At 73.2% G+C, this 15,606-nt stretch carries 11 protein-coding genes; 2 read left to right on the top strand and 9 right to left on the bottom strand.

Annotated elements, in window-relative coordinates; genetic code table 11:
- Positions 1 to 55: 55 nt before the first annotated feature.
- Both GFJ45_RS11500 and GFJ45_RS11495 read right to left on the bottom strand, forming a co-directional pair.
- On the bottom strand, positions 56 to 2,560 hold the full coding sequence (locus tag GFJ45_RS11500) for an Rne/Rng family ribonuclease (RefSeq protein WP_323368734.1): 2,505 nt from the start codon (positions 2,558 to 2,560) through the stop codon (positions 56 to 58).
- A 328-nt stretch (positions 2,561 to 2,888) separates the two neighbouring features.
- Positions 2,889 to 3,650, bottom strand: coding sequence for a TIGR03936 family radical SAM-associated protein (locus GFJ45_RS11495; RefSeq protein WP_153397328.1), 762 nt, complete (start codon positions 3,648 to 3,650; stop codon positions 2,889 to 2,891).
- Positions 3,651 to 3,796: 146 nt separating this feature from the next.
- On the opposite strand from GFJ45_RS11495, the gene serC reads away from it, so the two are divergent.
- Together serC and GFJ45_RS11485 are read left to right on the top strand one after the other, a co-directional pair.
- A complete protein-coding gene (serC, locus tag GFJ45_RS11490; protein WP_153397326.1) occupies positions 3,797 to 4,876 on the top strand; it encodes a 3-phosphoserine/phosphohydroxythreonine transaminase in 1,080 nt (359 codons plus the stop codon).
- A gap of 13 nt (positions 4,877 to 4,889) precedes the next feature.
- Positions 4,890 to 6,062: a phosphoglycerate dehydrogenase gene (locus GFJ45_RS11485; RefSeq protein WP_153397324.1), complete on the top strand. Its 1,173-nt coding sequence runs from the start codon at positions 4,890 to 4,892 to the stop codon at positions 6,060 to 6,062.
- 46 nt (positions 6,063 to 6,108) lie between these two features.
- On the opposite strand, the gene GFJ45_RS11480 is transcribed toward GFJ45_RS11485, so the two are convergent.
- The 7 genes from GFJ45_RS11480 to infB all read right to left on the bottom strand — a co-directional run.
- A complete protein-coding gene (locus GFJ45_RS11480) occupies positions 6,109 to 8,103 on the bottom strand; it encodes a TIGR03960 family B12-binding radical SAM protein (RefSeq protein WP_153397322.1) in 1,995 nt (664 codons plus the stop codon).
- A gap of 77 nt (positions 8,104 to 8,180) precedes the next feature.
- Positions 8,181 to 10,049 (bottom strand): AMP-dependent synthetase/ligase, encoded by a 1,869-nt coding sequence (locus GFJ45_RS11475; protein WP_153397320.1) that lies wholly within the window; start codon positions 10,047 to 10,049, stop codon positions 8,181 to 8,183.
- Between the two features lie 62 nt (positions 10,050 to 10,111).
- The gene (gene rodA / locus GFJ45_RS11470) at positions 10,112 to 11,203 is read right to left on the bottom strand and encodes a rod shape-determining protein RodA (RefSeq protein WP_153397317.1); all 1,092 of its coding nucleotides are present in this window, start codon (positions 11,201 to 11,203) and stop codon (positions 10,112 to 10,114) included.
- A 1-nt stretch (position 11,204) separates the two neighbouring features.
- Complete coding sequence (locus tag GFJ45_RS11465) at positions 11,205 to 12,185, bottom strand: bifunctional riboflavin kinase/FAD synthetase (RefSeq protein WP_153397315.1); 981 nt, start codon at positions 12,183 to 12,185, stop codon at positions 11,205 to 11,207.
- Between the two features lie 10 nt (positions 12,186 to 12,195).
- Entirely contained in the window at positions 12,196 to 13,107 is a 912-nt protein-coding gene (gene truB, locus GFJ45_RS11460) for a tRNA pseudouridine(55) synthase TruB (protein ID WP_153397313.1), read from the bottom strand.
- Entirely contained in the window at positions 13,100 to 13,552 is a 453-nt protein-coding gene (gene rbfA / locus GFJ45_RS11455; protein ID WP_153397311.1) for a 30S ribosome-binding factor RbfA, read from the bottom strand. Before rbfA ends, truB begins: the two co-directional genes overlap by 8 nt.
- A gap of 95 nt (positions 13,553 to 13,647) precedes the next feature.
- A partial coding sequence (infB, locus tag GFJ45_RS11450; RefSeq protein ID WP_153397309.1) for a translation initiation factor IF-2 occupies positions 13,648 to 15,606 on the bottom strand: 1,959 nt, incomplete at its 5' end.

Raw genomic sequence — 15,606 nt, 5'->3', positions numbered from 1 at the left:
CCGGGATGAAGAGCATCGACGACGCCCTGGAGCTACGGGGCCGGATCTTCGGTGCCTACGAGCTGGCCTCGCGGTCCTGCCCCTTCTCCTGGGCGCTGGCCTGCAGCGCGGCCGCGTGCGCGGCGGCGGCGATCTGCGCCGGGGTGGGGCCGCTGGGCTCCGGCTGGCCGTTCCCGTTGCCGTTGCCGCTTCCGTTCCCGCTGCCGTTGCCGCCGCGGCCCTTGCGCTTGCCCCGGCCGCTGCCGGAGGGCTCGGCGCGCTCGACCGGCTCGGGGTGGACCACGATGCCGCGGCCCTGGCAGTGCTCGCAGGACTCGGAGAACACCTCGACCAGCCCGGAGCCGACCCGCTTGCGGGTCATCTGGACCAGCCCCAGCGAGGTGACCTCCGCGACCTGGTGCTTGGTGCGGTCCCGTCCCAGGCACTCCAGCAGCCGGCGGATCACCAGGTCCCGGTTGGACTCCAGGACCATGTCGATGAAGTCGATGACGATGATGCCGCCGATGTCGCGCAGCCGCAGCTGCCGCACGATCTCCTCGGCGGCCTCGATGTTGTTGCGGGTGACGGTCTCCTCCAGGTTGCCCCCGGAGCCGACGAACTTGCCGGTGTTGACGTCCACGACCGTCATCGCCTCGGTGCGGTCGATGACCAGCGACCCGCCGGAGGGCAGCCACACCTTGCGGTCCATCGCCTTGGCCAGCGCCTCGGTGATCCGGTGGTGAGTGAACACGTCCTCGGTCCCGGTCCACTTCTCCAGCCGTTCGGAGAGGTCCGGGGCCACCGTGTCCACGTAGTCCTTGACCTCCTGCCAGGCCTGGTCGCCAGCCACCACCAGCCGCGAGAAGTCCTCGTTGAACACGTCGCGGATGACCCGCACCGTCATGTCCGGCTCGCCGTGGAGCAGGGCGGGGGCACTGGCCGAGCGCTGCTTGCCCTGGATCCGCTCCCACAGCCCGGTGAGGCGCTCCACGTCGGCCCGGAGCTCGGACTCGCTGGCGCCCTCGGCGGCGGTGCGCACGATGACCCCGGCGTCGGCCGGCACCACGTCCTTGAGGATCTTCTTCAGCCGGGACCGCTCGGTGTCGGGCAGCTTGCGGGAGATGCCGGTCATCGAGCTGCCCGGCACATAGACCAGGTAGCGGCCGGGCAGGCTGACCTGGGAGGTCAGCCGGGCTCCCTTGTGGCCGATGGGGTCCTTGGTGACCTGCACCAGGACCGACTCCCCCGACTTCAGGGCGTTCTCGATGCGCTTGGGCTCCCCCTCGAGGCCGGCGGCGTCCCAGTTGACCTCACCGGCGTAGAGCACGGCGTTGCGGCCCTTGCCGATGTCGACGAACGCGGCCTCCATGCTGGGCAGCACGTTCTGCACCCGGCCCAGGTAGACGTTGCCGACCATGGTGCTCTGCGTGCTCCGGGAGACGTAGTGCTCCACCAGCACGCCGTCCTCGAGCACCCCGATCTGGGTGCGGTCCGGCAGCCCACGCACGACCATGACCCGGTCGACGCTCTCGCGGCGGGCCAGGAACTCCGCCTCGGTGATGACGGTGCGCCGGCGACCGGCCTCCCGGCCCTCCCGGCGGCGCTGCCGCTTGGCCTCCAGCCGGGTCGAGCCCTTGACGCCGGAGACCCCGTCCCGGTCCTTGCTGCCGCCGCTGCCGCCGCTGCCACTGCTGTCCCGGTCCTTGCCGTTGCCGTCCTTGGCCTTGCCGCCGCGGCGGGCCTCGCCGTCACCGGTGGTGCTGCGGCGACGGCGGCGCCGCCGCTTGCTGCTGCCGTCCTGCTCCGGCTGCTCGCCCTGCGCCCCGCCGTCGTCCTCCCCGGCGGTCTCCCCCTGCGGCTGGCTCTCCCGGCCGCGCCCACCGGTCTGCTCGTCATCGTCGCGGGTCTCACCGGGCTGCTGGGCCGCGCCGTCCCGGTCGCTGCGCTCCTGGTCGCCGCCGGCGTCAGCCCGTTCGCCCTGCTGGTCCTCCGAGTCGTCCCCCGAGCCGCCACGGCTGCGCCGCCCGCGGCCGCCGCGTCGGCGACGGCGCCGGCCTCGGCCCGACTCCTCCTCGGAGTCCTCGTCCTCCCCGCGGTCGCGGCCGTCGCGCCGGTCACGGTCGTCCTCGTCCCGGTCCTGGTCGGTCTCGCGGCTGTCCTGACGACGCCGGCTGCCCTGCCGCTCGGGACGATCCTGGCTGTCTCGGCGGTCCTGGCGGCCCCGGCGGTCCTGGTCACCGCTGTCGGCCTCGAGCTCGTCCTCGGAGCCGTCGTCGGAGTCGTCCTCGGAGTCGTCCTCGGAGTCGTCCTGGGTCTCGTCCTCGGGACGGCGGCGACGGGTGGGGACCTCGGAGAGGTCCGGGGCCTGGAAGACCAGTCCGAACCCGCTCGCGGGGGCCGTCGGGGCGGCCGTCTGCTGCGGCCGCGGCTCCGGCTCCGGCTCGGGGTCACCGCTGCCAGGGTGAGAGAACAGGGTGGAGAAGCCCGGACCGGCTGCCGGTGGCGGCGACTCCTCCGGGTCGGTCTGCTCGGGTGCCCGTGCGCCGTCGTCGGTGCGTCCGGTGTCGTCCAGGGAGGCCATCGCCGTCCTCTCGCGGCACGAGGCCGGGCCCACACCGGGGCTGTCCCGCTCGGTCTCGTGCGCGGTGCGCCGTCGGGCCCGTGGCCGGGCCGGACGGAAGTCGTCCATGGTCGCGCCGACGGGCTCGCGCTGGGTGCGCGTCCACCCGGTCGGCGCCGGTCGGGCCTGCTCGTCGTCCGAGGGGCCTCCGCGTGCCGGCGTCCTGCCGCACCACGGGCCGGGGGCCCGACCGGACCACGCAGGCGGTGTGGCGACCTGCGCGGCCAGTTCCGAGTATCGCACACGAGAGGGCTCCCGAGCGGCCATCGCCCCGCTGCCAGCGCGCCACTCAGCCGTCCAGCGGGTCCCCCACCTGCACGGTGCCGTCGGCGTCACGCTGCTCCGGCCCCTGCGCGGCGCGGGTGGCACGCGGCCGCGGCAGCTCGCGCCCCGACACCCCCGCCAGCGCCCGCCACAGCTCCTCAGGGCGGATCGTGGGCGTGGTGTGCCGCACCCACACCAGCAGGCAGCACCCCGGCAGCTGCTCACCGGCCTCGGGCCCGTCCGCGGCGTCGGTCACCTCGGCGCGCAGCACCGGCCCGCGGGCGTCCAGCTCCCGCGGCCCCCGCTTCATCATGCGGGTCACCAGCACCTCCTCGCGGGCCAGGAACTGCTGCAGGCACTCCTGCAGCGCGGCGGCCGCCAGCCCCGGGAAGCACATCTGCCACCGGCTCAGCTGCAACCGGTCCGCCAGCGGCTCCGGCCCGGCCTCGACCACCGCCACCACGTCCAGCCCGTCGGGCAGCGCCTGGTCCAGCTCGCGGCGGACCCGCTCCGGGTCCGCCACCCGGCTCAGGCTCAGCTCGACGAACTCGGCCTCGCTCGCGGCACCGGTGGGGGCGGCGTTGGCGTAGGAGATCTTGGGGTGGGGGTGGAACCCGGCCGAGTAGGCCATCGGCACCCCGGCGCGGCGGACTGCCCGCTCCAGCGCCCGCTGGAAGTCCCGCGTGGAGGTGAACCGCATCCGGCCGCGCTTGGCGTACCGGACGCGGAGCCGCTGCACGACCGGCTCCGGGGCCGGTCCCTCCGGCACTCGGTTGCGGGTTGCCATGCGCGGCAGGCTAACCCGAGCCGGGGACCGCCGACCGGGGCCGGCCAGGAAGGCGCTACGCTCGGCGCACCCCCGGACGCGGTGGCCAGCCCGACGATGCGTTGCGTCCGTGCCGCGTCGCCCCGCCACGACGACGGAGGATCCCCGTGCGCGTGTTCAACTTCGCCGCAGGCCCTGCCACTATGCCGCTCGAGGTGCTCGAGCAGGCACGGGAGGAGCTCACCGACTGGTCCGGCTCCGGCATGTCGGTGATGGAGGTCTCCCACCGCAGCAAGGCCTTCGTGGCGGTCGCCGCGGCGGCCGAGACCAGGCTCCGGCGCCTGCTCGGTGTCTCCGACGACTACCACGTGCTGTTCCTGCAGGGCGGCGCGACCGGCCAGTTCGCGGCCATCCCGATGAACCTGGCCGGGCCCGGCGACACCGTCAGCTACGTCAACACCGGCGCCTGGTCGAAGAAGGCCATCGGCGAGGCCCGCCGGTTCGCCGAGGTCGAGGTGGTGGCTGACGAGGCCGCCAGCGGCTACAGCACCGTCCCGGACGCCACCAGCCTCAGCCCGGCCCCCGGGTCCCGCTACCTGCACTACACCCCGAACGAGACCATCGGCGGGGTCGAGTTCGGCTACGTCCCCGACGCCGGTGACGTGCCGCTGGTCGCCGACTTCTCCTCCACGATCCTGTCCCGCCCGGTGGACGTGGACCGGTTCAGCCTGATCTACGCCGGGGCGCAGAAGAACCTGGGCCCGGCCGGCATCTGCCTGGTCATCGTGCGCAAGGACCTGGCCGGGCAGGCCCGCGACGGGACCCCGATGGTCTGGGACTACGCCCAGATGGCGGCCGCCGACTCGATGCTCAACACGCCCCCGACGCTGGCGTGGTACCTCGTGGGCCTGGTGCTCGAGTGGGTGGAGCGCCAGGGCGGTCTGCCCGCGATGGCCGCGCGCAACCGCGCCAAGGCCGAGCAGCTCTACACCACGATCGAGGAGTCGCCCTTCTACTCCAACCCGGTCGCCCCGGCGGCGCGCTCGTGGATGAACGTGCCGTTCCTGCTGGCCGACAGCGCCCTGGAGCCGACCTTCCTGACCGAGGCCCGCGAGGCGGGGCTGGTCAACCTGGAGGGCCACCGCTCGGTCGGCGGCCTGCGCGCCAGCATCTACAACGCCATGCCCCTGGAGGGCGTGACCGCCCTGACCGACTTCATGAAGGAGTTCGAGCGCCGCCACGGGTGAGCGCCACATCACCATGACCGACACCTTCCGCATCCGCACCTACAACGCCATCAGCCCGGTCGGCCTGGCTCGGCTCCCCGAGGAATACCAGGTCGGCCCCGACGTCACCGACCCGCACGGCATCCTGGTGCGCTCGGCCAAGCTGCACGACGAGCCGCTCCCGGAGTCCCTGCTCGCCGTCGCGCGGGCCGGTGCCGGCACCAACAACGTCCCGGTCGAGCACCTCACCAGCCGCGGCGTCCCCGTCTTCAACACCCCCGGCGCGAACGCCAACGCGGTCAAGGAGCTGGTGCTGGCCGGGCTGTTCCTGGCCGCCCGCAACATCGTCCCGGCCGCGGCCTGGACCAAGTCGCTCGACGGTGACGACGCCGAGATCGACGTCGCCGTGGAGAAGGGCAAGAAGCAGTTCGCCGGCTTCGAGCTGCCCGGGCGCACCCTCGGGGTGATCGGCCTCGGGGCGATCGGCGTCCAGGTCGCCAACGCGGCGCTGCGGCTGGGCATGAAGGTGATCGGCTACGACCCGCAGATCACGGTGGGACGGGCCTGGCAGCTGGACAGCGCGGTGCAGCAGGCCTCCTCCCTCGAGGAGGTCCTCACCCGCTCCGACATCGTCACCGTCCACGTGCCGCTGGTGGAGGGCACCCGCGGGCTGCTCGGGGCCGCCGAGGTGGCGCGGATGCGGCCGGAGGCGGTCGTGCTCAACTTCTCCCGCGCCGGCATCGTCGACAGCGACGCCATCGTGGCCGCCCTCGACGGGGACCGGCTACGCGGCTACGTCTGCGACTTCCCCACCCGGGCGCTCAAGGAGCACCCGAGGGTGGTGGCGCTGCCGCACCTGGGCGCCTCGACCGCCGAGGCGGAGGAGAACTGCGCGGTCATGGCGGCCGAGCAGCTGCGCGACTACCTGACCGACGGGACGGTCCGCAACAGCGTCAACTTCCCCGAGGCGGTGCTGCCCCGGATCCCCGGCACGCAGCGGCTGGCGATCGCCAACGCCAACGTGCCGAACATGGTCGGGCAGATCTCCACCATGCTGGCGGAGGCCGGCCTCAACATCGCCGACCTGCTCAACAAGTCCCGCGGCGAGGTGGCCTACACCCTCATCGACGTCGACGGCGAGCTGCCGCAGGAGATCCTCGACAAGCTGGCGGCCCTGGAGGGCGTGCTCTCCCTGCGCCGGCTCTGACCGCCGCCCTGGCCCCCCGCCCACCGTGGGGGGCCAGGGCCCGTGGTCAGACGACCGTGAGCGGCAGCAGCTTCTTGCCGGTCGGTCCGACCTGGATCTCGGTGTCCAGCTGCGGACACACCCCGCAGTCGAAGCACGGGGTCCAGCGGCAGTCCTCGACCTCGCGCCCGTCGAGGGCGTCCAGCCAGTCGTCCCAGAGCCATTCCTTGTCCAGCCCGGAGTCCAGGTGGTCCCAGGGCAGCACCTCGGTCTCGCCGCGCTCGCGGATGGTGTACCAGTCGACGTCGACCGGCTCGTCGGCCAGCGCGCGCTCGGCGGCGGTGATCCAGCGCTCGTAGGAGAAGTGCTCGCTCCAGCCGTCGAACCGGCCCCCGTCGCGCCACACCTCCTCGATGACCGCGCCCAGCCGGCGGTCGCCGCGAGAGAGCAGGCCCTCGACGATGCCGGGCTTGCCGTCGTGGTAGCGGAAGCCGATCGCCGAGCCGTAGCGGCGGTCGGCGCGGATCGCCGCCCGCAGCTTCTCCAGCCGCGCGTCGGTCTGCTCGGCACCCAGCTGGGAGGCCCACTGGAAGGGGGTGTGCGGCTTGGGCACGAAGCCGCCGATGGAGACGGTGCAGCGGATGTCGCGGCGGCCGCTGACCTCCCGGCCGGTGTCGATGACCTTCTTGGCCAGCTCGGCGATCTGCAGCACGTCGTCGTCGGTCTCCGTCGGGAGCCCGCACATGAAGTACAGCTTCACCTGCCGCCAGCCCGACGCGTACGCGGCCGCGACGGTGCGGATCAGGTCCTGCTCGCTGACCATCTTGTTGATGACCTTGCGCATCCGCTCGCTGCCGCCCTCGGGGGCGAACGTCAGCCCGGAGCGGCGGCCGTTGCGGGTCAGCTCGTTGGCCAGGTCGATGTTGAAGGCGTCCACCCGCGTCGAGGGCAGCGACAGCCCGGTGTTGGTGCCCTCGTAGCGGTCGGCCAGCCCCTTGGCGATGTCGCCGATCTCGGAGTGGTCGGCGCTGGAGAGGCTGAGCAGACCGACCTCTTCGAAGCCGGTGGCGGCCAGGCCCCGCTCCACCATCTCCCCGATCCCGGTGATGGAGCGCTCGCGCACCGGCCGGGTGATCATGCCGGCCTGGCAGAACCGGCAGCCGCGGGTGCAGCCGCGGAAGATCTCCACGCTCATCCGCTCGTGCACCGACTCGGTCACCGGCACCAGCGGCTGCTTCGGGTAGGGCCAGCTGTCCAGGTCCATCACGGTGTGCTTGGACACCCGCCAGGGGACACCGCTGCGGTTGGGCACGACCCGCTTGATCCGGCCGTCGGGCAGGTACTCCACGTCGTAGAACGCCGGCACGTAGACGCCGCCGGTCGCCGCCAGCCGCGCCAGCACCTCGGTGCGGCCGCCCGGGCGGCCGGCCTCCTTCCACTCCCGGATGATCCGGGTCGCGGCCAGCACCGCCTCCTCGCCGTCCCCGATGATCGCTGCGTCGAGGAAGTCGGCCACCGGCTCGGGGTTGAACGCGGCGTGCCCGCCGGCGATGACCAGCGGGTGCTCCTCGGTGCGGTCGCGGGCGTGGACGGGCACCCCGGCGAGGTCCAGGGCGGTGAGCATGTTGGTGTAGCCGAGCTCGGTCGCGAACGACAGCCCGAGCACGTCGAAGTCCCCGACGGCCCGGTGGGCGTCGACGGTGAACTGCGGCACGCCGTGCTCGCGCATCAGCTGCTCCAGGTCCGGCCACACCGCGTAGGTCCGCTCCGCGAGCACCTCGGGCTGCTCGTTGAGGACCTCGTAGAGGATCATGACGCCCTGGTTGGGCAGGCCCACCTCGTAGGCGTCGGGGTACATCAGCGCCCAGCGGACGGTGCGCTCCCGGCCGTCGTCGGTGTGGCCGCCCACGTGCCAGTCCTTCACCTGGGCGTTGAGCTCGCCTCCGACGTACTGAACCGGCTTGGCGACCTGGTCCAGCAGCGGCTCCAGGTCGGCGAACACGCTGGCGCCGCGCGGGCGCACCGGGCTGGCCTGGGGGGTGGGGGTCAGCGACGTGGACATGGGTCCCAGGGTAGGCGGCCCGCCCTCCGGGGGCAGCAACGCTCCCCGCAGGCGCGGGGTGGCGCGGGCCTGGGCCGCTACCCCTGCGGCTGGGCCTGGTAGAGCCGGTCCAGCTGGTCCCGGTACTTCTGGGTCACGGTGCGCCGCTTCAGCTTCATGCTGGGCGTCAGGTCGCCCTCCTCCACGGTGAGGTCGTGCTCCAGGATGACGAACTGCTTGACCTGTTCCCACCGGTTGAGCCCGGCGTTCAGCTCGTCGACGTAGCGCTGCACCATCTCCCTCGCCTCGGGGGAGGTGACGATCTCGCGGTAGGAGCGGCCGGCCATGCCGTGGTGCTCGGCCCAGCCCTGGATCGCGTCCGGGTCCAGCGTGATCAGCGCGGTGACGTAGTTGCGGCCGTCGCCCTCGACCACCAGCTGGCTGGCGTAGGGGCAGATCCCCTTGAACCGGGACTCGATGACGCTGGGGGCGACGTACTTGCCCCCGGAGGTCTTGAACAGGTCCTTCTTGCGGTCGGTGATGGACAGGAACCCGCGCTCGTCCACCTGGCCGATGTCGCCGGTGTGGAACCAGCCCTCCTCCAGCGACCGCTGGGTCTCCTCCTCCAGGCCGTGGTAGCCGGGGGTGACACCGGGCCCGCGCACCAGCACCTCCCCGTCGTCGGCGATGCGCACCTCAGTGCCCGGCAGCGGCCACCCGACCGTCCCGAACCGGTAGCCCCCCGGGTGGGGCCGGTTCACGAACGAGGCCGCGCTGGTCTCGGTGAGGCCGTACCCCTCGATGATGAGCAGCCCGACCGCCTCGAACCAGCGGGCGACGTCGGTGTTGAGCGCGGCCGAGCCGGAGATGAAGAACCGGATCCGGCCGCCGAACCGTTCGCGCACCTTGTGCAGCACGAGCCGGTCGGCCAGTGCGTGCTGCATCCGGAGCGCCGGCCCGGGGGTGCGGCCTTCCCGTCGGGCGTCGGCGACCTGACGGCCCACGCCGGTGCCCCAGTCGAAGAGCTTGGCCTTGATGCCGCCCTCCTCGGCGACCATGGTCGTGATGCGGCCGTAGGCCTTCTCGAAGATCCGGGGCGCGGCCCCCATGAAGGTGGGCTTGACCTGGCCGAGGTTCTCCACGATCTTGTCGACGCGGCCGTCGACGACGGTGGCGAACCCGATCTGCAGCGGCAGCACCAGCAGCACCTTGCCGAAGACGTGCGCCAGCGGCAGCCACAGGTACTGCAGGTCGTCGGGGCCGAGGATCTGGATCGAGTCGACCCCCGCGGCCTCGTAGGTCCACGCCGAGTGCGGCAGCCGCACCCCCTTGGGCCGCCCGGTGGTGCCGGAGGTGTAGATGATCGTGGCGAGGTGCTCCGGGGTGAGCGCGTCGATGCGGTCGTCGACGACGCGGGCCTCGGCAGCCAGCCGCTCCCGGCCGCGGCGCTCCAGCTCGGCGAAGGTGAGGACGCGGTCTCCGTCGGTGTCCACGCCGTCACCGTCGATCACGACGACGTGGGCGAGCGCGGGCAGCCGGTCCCGGTGCTGCTCCAGCTTGGCCAGCTGCGAGGCGTCCTCGGCGATGACCACCCGGCTGTCGGAGTCGGCCACGATGTAGGCCGTGTCCTCCGACAGCGTCGTCGGGTAGATCGTCGTGGTCGCCGCCCCGGCGCACATCACCGCCAGGTCGGACAGCACCCACTCCAGTCGGGTCGAGCTGGCCAGGGCGACCCGCTGCTCGGGCTCCACTCCCAGGTCGACCAGCCCGGCGGCCAGCGCGTACGCGCGCTCGGCGGTCGCCGCCCAGGTGAGGGAGGACCAGCCGGAGCCGTCCGGGTACCGGAACGCCTCCGACTGCGGGGTGGCCGCGACGCGGTCTCGGAACAGGTGCCCGACGCTGGCGGGGCGCTCCTCGATCCTGGTGTACTCGGGCTGCTCCTCGTGGACGGCCTGCGGGTGGGCCATAGGGACTCCTTCCACCGTGTGGTCAGATCATGCCAGGTCAGCCCTCGTCCTGACAGGGTGACTCACCGGTCCTCGAGCAGCTCAGCGCTGGCGAGCAGGCCCACCGCGAGCCAGCAGGCCAGCATCGCGGACCCGCCGTAGGAGACGAACGGCAGCGGCAGCCCGGTGACCGGCAGCAGGCCGAGGTTCATCCCGAGGTTCTCGACGGTCTGCACGCCCAGCCAGCAGGCGACCCCGACGGCGACCAGCCGGGCGAAGACGTCGCGGGCGCGGGCCGCTACCCACAGCGCGCGCAACACCACGAACGCCAGCAGCGCCACCAGCCCGGCGGCACCCAGGAAGCCCAGCTCCTCGCCGGCCACGGAGAAGATGAAGTCGGTCTCCTGGAACGGGATGAAGCCGCCCTGGGTCTGCGGGCCGTGGCCGAGTCCCGCACCGTCCCAGCCGCCGGAGCCGATCGCCAGCCGCACCTGCCGGGTCTGGTAGCCGATCCCCTCCGGGTCGAGGGCGGGGTCGGTGAAGGCCAGCAGCCGGTCCACCTGGTGCGGGCTCAGCAACGGCACCGCCACCGCCGCCGTCGCGAGGGCCGCCCCGCCCGCAACGGCGCCCGCGGTCCACCACCACCTGGCACCCGAGGCGGCGACGATCCCCACCGTCATCGCCGCCAGCACCATCGCCGAGCCCAGGTCGGGCTGCAGCATGATCAGCCCGATCGGCACCGCGGCCAGCGCCCAGGCGAGCAGCACCTCCCGGGCCCGTGGCAGCCGGGATGCCCCCCGCCCCTCGGCCAGCACCATGGCCAGCCCCACGACCAGGGCGAGCTTGGACAGCTCGGCCGGCTGCAGCGAGAACCCGCCGGGCAGGTGCAGCCACGAGCGCGACCCGTTGACGGTCACTCCGAGCGGGGTGAGGACCAGCAGCAGGCCCGCGACCCCGGCCAGGTAGATCCACGGCGCGGCGGCCCGGACCCAGCGCAGGTCCAGCCGCACCAGGGCCAGCGCGGCGGACAGGCCGAGACCGACCGCGATCAGCTGCCGGACCGACAGCGCCGGGCCGACCCGGGTGTGGGTGCTGGACCAGATGAGGACCGCGCCGACCAGGCACAGCCCGAGGGCGGCGACGTACAGCGCCCAGTCGTTGCGCAGGTAGCGCATCTCAGTGGTGCAGCATCGCCCGGGAGACGGCCACGTCCCGCCCCATCTGCGCCAGCAGCTCGGGGACCGACTCGAACCGCAGGTTGCCCCGCAGCCGGGCCACGAAGTCGACGGCGACCACCTCGTCGTACAGGTCCAGGTCGTTGCGGTCGAGCACGTGCGCCTCGACGGTGCGCACCGGCACGTCGTCGAAGGTGGGGTTGGTGCCGACGGAGATGGCGGCCGGCAGCCGCCGGTCGGGGTGGTCCGGCGGCAGCGAGGGCCGCTCCAGCCACCCGGCGTAGACGCCGTCCCCGGGCACCAGCCCGACGCTGTCGGTCCCGAGGTTGGCGGTGGGGTAGCCCAGCCCGCGGCCACGGTGGCGACCGTGCACCACCGGACCGCTCACCCGGTGCGGCCGGCCCAGGATGTCGGCGGCCGTGGCCACGTCACCGGTGCGCAGCGCCTCCCGGAGCCGGGTGGAGGACCAGGCCCGCCGGGGGCCGCCGTCGCCGGTCTCGAGCTCACCGACCGGCTGCAGGGTCAGCACCGTGAAGCCGAGCCGTTCACCCAGCCGCCGCATGGTCGTGATGTCGCCGGAGTTGTGGACGCCGAACCGGGTGTCGGCGCCGACGACGACCGCCGTCGCCCCGAGTGCCTCGACGAACACGCTCCGGACGAACTCCTCCGGGGTCTGCCTGGCCAGCTCACGGGTGAACGGCAGCACGAGCACCCCGTCCAGTCCCGTCTCGGCCATCAGCTCCAGCCGGTGGTCCAGGCCGGTCACCTGCTCGGGCGCCCGCTCCGGGTGCAGCACCGCCACCGGGTGCGGGTCGAAGGTCACGGCCACGGCGTGCGCGGGCCGGGCCTGCTCGCGGGCCTGGTGCACCACGGCTTGCAGCACCGCCCGGTGCCCGCGGTGCACCCCGTCGAAGTTGCCGAGGGTGACGACGCTGGGGCCGTAGCCTTCGGGGACGTCGTCCAGGGAGCGCCAGCGGTGCACGGGCAGCACTCTAACTTCCGGCCGCGGGCGGGAAGACGGCCCGACTGCGCGCCGCCGCCCCGCTCTCGTCGAGCACGGCGACCAGGGCGCCGGCGGAGTCCAGCGCGGCGACCGCCTCGGGCGCACCGTCCGTCGCCAACGGCAGCGTGCGGCCGTGCCGCAGCGCCTGGGTCTCCTCCGCGGTGAGCTGCCGCACGGGCAGCACGCGGGCTGCGGCTGCGCCCGCGGGGAGCAGCCCCCGCGGCGGGTCCGTGGCCAGCTCCTCCAGGCTGGCCGCCTCGGCCTCCGTGAACGGGCCCACGCACGTGCGCCGGAGCGCGGTGAGGTGACCCCCGACGCCCAGCGACTCCCCCAGGTCGCGGGCCAGCGCCCGCACGTAGGTGCCCGAGCTCACCTCCACCTCGACCTCGACGTCGCGCACCCGGTGACCCGGCTCGGAGCCGGGCAGCTCGACCTGACCCAGCACGTCGAAGCGGTGGACGGTGACCTGCCGCGCGGCCAGCTCCACGTCCTCGCCGGCCCGCACCCGCGCGTAGGAGCGGCGGCCACCGACCTTGACGGCGCTGACGGCGCTGGGCACCTGGGACAGCGGCCCGGTCAGACGGGCGACCGCCGCGGCGACCGTCTCGCTGGTCAGGCCGCCGGCGTCGCGGCGCTCGGTGACCTCGCCCTCGGCGTCGTCGGTGAGGGTGCGCTCGCCCAGCCGCACCGTGGCGCGGTAGGACTTGTCGCACCCGACCAGGAAGGTCAGCAGCCGGGTGGCGCGGCCGACGCCGAGCAGCAGCACGCCGGTGGCCATCGGGTCGAGGGTGCCGGCGTGCCCGACGCGGCGGGTGCCGAACAGCCGGCGGGCGCGGCCGACGACGTCGTGGCTGGTCCAGCCGGCCGGCTTGTCGACGACGACGAGTCCGTCGTCAGGCACCGGCGGTGGGCTCCTGGTCGTCCTGGTCCTGCGGGCGGCGGTACGGGTCGGGCTCGCCCGCGTAGCCGGCCTCCCGGCGCCGGGCCGCCAGCTCGGCGTCCCGCTCGCGGGTGCGGCGCAGCAGGTCGTCCAGGTGGGCGGCGTCCTCGGGGAGGGCGTCGGCGACGAACTCCAGGCTGGGGGTGAGCCGGATGCCCAGCCCGCGGCCCACGAAGGAGCGCAGCCGTCCCCGGTACGCCGTCAGCACCTCGGCGGTGGCCTCCCGGTCGGCCTCCTCCCCCAGCACGGTGTAAAACACGGTCGCGTGCTGCAGGTCACCGGTGACGCGGGTGTCGGTGATCGTGACGAACCCGAGCCGGGGGTCCTTGACCTCGGTCCGCAGCCCCTCGCTCACCAGGACCTTGATCCGCTCGGCGACCCTGCGGGCGCGTGCCTGGTCGACCATGTGGCTTCCTCCTTGCCGCTGCTGCCGGCCCCGCGGCGCGGGGACCGGCAACGGCGGCGCCGGCTCCCGCGGGAGCCGGCGCCGCCGGTGGTGCCTCAGGTGCGGGGGATCTCCCGCATCTCGTAGGTGGTGATGACGTCGTCGACCTGGATGTCGTTGAACGACCCCAGGTTGATCCCGCACTCGAAGCCGTCCCGGACCTCGGTGACGTCGTCCTTGAACCGCCGCAGGCCCGAGATCTCCAGGCTCTCGGTCACCACGACACCGTCGCGGGTGATCCGGGCCTTGGCGCCGCGTCGGATCGTGCCGCTGCGTACCAGCGAGCCCGCCACGTTGCCGAACTTGGAGGAGCGGAAGATCTCCCGGATCTCGGCGGACCCGGTCTCGACCTCTTCGTACTCGGGCTTGAGCATGCCCTTCAGGGCGTTCTCGATGTCCTCGATCGCCTGGTAGATGACCGGGTAATAGCGGATTTCCACGCCCTCACGGTCAGCGACCTCGGCGTTCTGCCCCTCGGCGCGGACGTTGAAGCCGATGATGATCGCATCGGAGGCCATCGCCAGGTTGATGTTGTTGAGCGTGATGGCGCCCACACCCCGGTCGATGATCCGCAGGTCCACCTCGTCGCCCACGTCGATCTGCAGGAGGGCGTCCTCCAGCGCCTCGACGGACCCGGACACGTCGCCCTTGAGGATGAGGTTGAGCGTCTCGACCTTCCCTTGGGCGAGGGCCTCGTTGAGGTCCTCCAGGCTGATCCGCTTGCGGGCCTTGGCCAGCGAGGCCTGCCGGTCGGCCGCCTCCCGCTTCTCGGCGATCTGCCTGGCGGTCCGGTCGTCCGGAGCCACCACGAAGGTGTCGCCGGCGCGGGCCACCGAGTCCAGCCCGAGCACCTGCACCGGGCGGGAGGGTCCGGCCTCCTGGACGGTGGTGCCGTGCTCGTCGAGCATGGCGCGCACGCGACCGTAGGCGGCGCCGGCGACGATGGCGTCACCGACCTGCAGGGAGCCCTGCTGGACCAGCACGGTCGCCACCGGGCCACGGCCCTTGTCCAGGTTGGCCTCGATGGCCACCCCGCGGGCGTCCTTGTTCGGGTTGGCCCGCAGGTCCAGCGCCGCGTCAGCGGTCAGCAGCACCGCCTCGAGCAGGTCCTCGATGTTCTGGCCCTGCTTGGCGGAGACGTCGACGAACATGGTCTCCCCGCCGTACTCCTCGGCGATGAGGTCGTACTCGGTCAGCTGCTGACGCACCTTCTGCGGGTTGGCGCCCTCGACGTCGACCTTGTTGACCGCCACCACGATCGGCACGTCCGCGGCCTGGGCGTGGTTGAGCGCCTCGATGGTCTGCGGCATGACGCCGTCGTCGGCCGCCACCACCAGGATCGCGATGTCAGTCACCTTGGCACCACGGGCACGCATGGCGGTGAACGCCTCGTGACCCGGGGTGTCGATGAAGGTGATCGCCCGCTCGTCGTCCTCGTGGCGGGTGCGCACCTGGTAGGCGCCGATGTGCTGGGTGATGCCGCCGGCCTCGCCCTGGGCGACGTCCGCCTGCCGGATCGCGTCCAGCAGCGCGGTCTTGCCGTGGTCGACGTGACCCATGACGGTCACCACCGGCGGGCGCGGCCGCAGGTTCTCCTCGTCCTCGGCCGCGGCCTCGGCGTCCAGGTCGATGTTGAAGGAGCTGAGCAGCTCGCGCTCCTCCTCCTCCGGGGAGACCAGCCGGATGTCGTAGCCCAGCTCCGTGCCGAGCACACCGAACGTGTCCTCGTCCAGGGACTGGGTGGCCGTGGCCATCTCACCGAGGTGGAACAGCACCTGCACCAGGGCCGCCGGGTCGACGTTGATCTTGTCCGCGAAGTCACTCAGCGTCGCGCCGCGACGGACGGTGATGGTCTGCCCGTTGCCACGGGGGACCTTCACGCCGCCGATGGCCGGCGCCTGCATCTGCTCGAACTCCTGGCGCTTGGCGCGCTTGGACTTGCGCCCACGCACCCGGCCGCCACCGCGGCCGAACGCGCCCTGGGTGCCGCCGCGACCGCGCGGGCCGCCACCGCG

The organism is Ornithinicoccus halotolerans (assembly GCF_009602535.1).
GTDB classification, from domain to species: domain Bacteria; phylum Actinomycetota; class Actinomycetes; order Actinomycetales; family Dermatophilaceae; genus Ornithinicoccus; species Ornithinicoccus halotolerans.
This window is presented reverse-complemented; position numbering and strand designations above follow the sequence as displayed.